Source organism: Brevundimonas sp. GW821-FHT10E09 (assembly GCF_058809375.1).
In genome coordinates this window covers 1-2,967 of record NZ_JBXASO010000031.1, presented here as the reverse complement: position 1 = coordinate 2,967, position 2,967 = coordinate 1, and the positions used below count along the sequence as shown (strand labels likewise).

General features: G+C 61.7%; 3 protein-coding genes. 1 reads left to right on the top strand and 2 read right to left on the bottom strand.

Translation table 11 applies throughout. The annotated features are described in order from the left end of the window. Positions 1-366: 366 nt before the first annotated feature. Both AC1RSI_RS16660 and AC1RSI_RS16655 read right to left on the bottom strand, forming a co-directional pair. Positions 367-1,350: a calcium/sodium antiporter gene (locus AC1RSI_RS16660; RefSeq protein WP_154727048.1), complete on the bottom strand. Its 984-nt coding sequence runs from the start codon at positions 1,348-1,350 to the stop codon at positions 367-369. A 166-nt stretch (positions 1,351-1,516) separates the two neighbouring features. Then, positions 1,517-1,849 carry a TFIIB-type zinc ribbon-containing protein gene (locus AC1RSI_RS16655; RefSeq protein WP_154727047.1) on the bottom strand — a complete coding sequence of 111 codons (333 nt, stop codon included), beginning with the start codon at positions 1,847-1,849 and terminating at the stop codon, positions 1,517-1,519. 370 nt (positions 1,850-2,219) lie between these two features. Between AC1RSI_RS16655 and AC1RSI_RS16650 the strand changes: the two genes are divergently transcribed. Beyond that, the gene (locus AC1RSI_RS16650) at positions 2,220-2,879 is read left to right on the top strand and encodes a Fe2+-dependent dioxygenase (protein WP_154727046.1); all 660 of its coding nucleotides are present in this window, start codon (positions 2,220-2,222) and stop codon (positions 2,877-2,879) included. Positions 2,880-2,967: the final 88 nt, after the last annotated feature.

Below are 2,967 nucleotides of genomic sequence, written 5' to 3'. Positions count from 1 at the left end.
CGGACAGATGGCAGCATCCGACTACGTGTCAGAAATTCCCGAAAATCACTCTTGCGCTGAAGGGGGCGTCCACAGATAGAAAGCGGACGTTATCAGGTTCAGGCGGCAAGGCTGAATGTCGTGTTTCCGGCGCTCAGTGAGTGACGGCTCTGGTGCCTCTCAGACCTTGAGAGGTCGACCGCCGTTCGCGACTCATAGCGGAGCTTCAACAGGTCCGCTTTTTGTCGAGTGACTGGGCCGCTGGTTAGCGTCGGCCTAGCTGCGCCAGCCTCCCGAACCTTCGACGCCGGGTCGTACCTCCAAACTTGGGTTCCACACCAAGGATGCGATTGGACAATGCTCGGGACACGCTGAGGCGCCCAGCTTTCAAAACAGCCCTGCCGTATGGGCGGCGTAGACGACATAGGCGGCGACGAGCATAATGCCTTCCGTCCGGCTCAGCCGCCGGCCGGAAAGGGCAAGCACCATGACGAGAATGGATACGGCAACCAGGACCCAGAGGTCGAAGACCATCATACTGGCGGGCACTTCGGTCGGAGCGATCGCGCCCGTAAGCCCGCCGATGAAGAGGATATTGTAGATGTTGGAGCCCAGGACATTGCCTAGCGCGATGTCGCCCTGCTTTCGGTAGGCGGCAACGGCAGAGGTGACCAGCTCTGGGACCGACGTCCCCACCGCGACGATCGTCAGCCCGATGACGGCATCGCTGACATTTAGATCCTCTGCAATGGCGATGGCGGCGTTCACGAGGAAGCTGCCGCCGCCGACGATCAGGCTCAGACCTGCCACAAAAAGCAGGAGAGCGACCCACAGACGGCCCTCGGGCTTTTCCGGGGGGATCAGGGCGCGGTCGACCTCTTCCATCGCCATCGCGCGGTCATGGGCCGCGCTGTGGGGCGCACCGACATGTTCTTGGCGGTATGCATAGTAGATATAGCCTCCCATCAGGAACAGGAAGGCGATCCCCACTTCGCGGGACAGGCCCAAGGTCGCACCGGCCCCGATCAGCGCCAGCGCTGCAAACAAGCCGACGCCGCCATCGCGCCACAGGGAGGGAGTACTGACGACAATGGGGGCAATCAGTGCGGCCACCCCCAAGATCAGAAGCGCGTTTGCGATGTTCGACCCGACGATATTGCCGAGGGCGATGCCTGAAGATCCAGCGAGGCTGGCTTGCAGGCTGGCGGCGAGTTCTGGCATCGAAGTGCCCATACCCACCACCGTCAAGCCAATCAGCATTGGCGAGAGGCGAAGTCGTCCAGCGATCCGGACGGCTCCACGCACAAGGAGGTCGCCACCTGCGATGAGCAGGACGAGACCGAGAAGCAGCAACAAGGTATCGGTCAGCATGATGCGATCAGGCTCCTCGTCTTCCTACCAGCGAGCTGGTTGCGGGAGGTGGCGTCGGGACCGGAGCCTTCAGCCGATACAAAGACCGCCGCCAGCCCGGGAGGGTCGGCGATCCCGTCTCGCGGAGCCGACCATGGCGGTGAGTCCGCCCGCGCCCGGTTGCCAACTAGTCGAAGATGTCGAAAAGCGACCCGCGCCGCTTTTTATGCCCGCCATGTCCGTAGCCGTGCTCGCCGCGTTCTCCACGCTCTCCGCGTTCGCCGTGCTCGCCGTGCTCGCCGTATCCGGTGTTCCAGGCCTGGGGCCCCGGCCCAGGGGGGTATGGTGCGGCTTGCGAGGGCGGCGGTGCAGCGTCCTGGGCCCCAGCAGCCATCAGTTTTTCCAACTCGCCACGGTCAAGCCAGACACCCCGGCAATTGGGACACATGTCGAACTGAACTCCGGCCCGATCCACAGTCTGCATGGAGCCGTTGTCATTGGGGCAAAGAAGCAAAGGCATTGTCAGGTCCCTCAATATGAGAAGCGCGATCGCGTGAAGCAGCGTCGGGCCTCAGTGAAAAAGTGCGTGTCCGACATCGCCGAGACCAGCCCATGGGCCGGTCAAAGCCAGAGGTGCCCGGTCCGCCATGTGATCATGGTGGCGAACCTGCTCGGTGGCAAGCGCAGTTGGGGAGTGGCTGCATCAGCGAATGGATGGCTCTTGCCGACCAAGTGTGGACTTTTGTGAGCTCTAGGGGCTCGGCATTTGGTCGGATTTGAACGACACTGCCTTCGACGTAGTCCCATCTTCCGGGCCGCGCCAGGGTTCAGCAATATGCGGTGGAAGACCTCATCATTCGTTCCGCGCAAGGGCCACTGGAGTAGCAACATTGATCGTCATTGAAGACGCCCTGGTTCCAGCGGAGTTAGCAATGGTCTGCGGCGTGCTGGAACGCGTTCCTTTCACGGGTGGCGAACTCACCGCGGGCATCACGGCCGCGAAGGTCAAACAGAATGAGCAGGCGCGGGGCGACGACCCCGAGGTCATCGCTCTCGGCCACAGAGTCAAACGCAGTTTAGAGGTGCATTCGGTCATGCGGAGCCTTGTCCGGCCCGTCCGCTGGAGCAGCCTGTTATTCTCGCGATACGGACCCGGCCATCAGTATGGTCTGCACGCAGACAACGCGACCATGTACGATCCGACTGGCTGGCCTCTGCGTACGGACTTCAGCTTCACCGTCTTCCTTTCCGATCCGGAAACCTACGAAGGTGGTGCGCTGCTCATCCGGGCTCTCGACGGAGACCGGGAATTCCGGCCCAAAGCAGGTTCGGTTATTATTTACCCGACGGGCGTCCTTCACCGGGTCACGCCGATAACTGCCGGTGTTCGGCTGGCCTGCGTCGGCTGGGTCCAGAGTCTGGTTCGCCGGCAGGATCAGAGAGAAGTGCTATTTGATCTGGAGCGACTGCGCGTCGCAGCCGGAGAAGCAGATTCCTTGGTGCTCGATAAGACCCTGGGAAATCTTCTGCGAATGTGGGCAGAAGATTGAATGAACCTGATTAGGCTCAGGACTCATAGCCAGAATAGCACTGTAGCGGCGAGGGCGATGGCGGACAGGAAGACGGTCGGGCACCGAT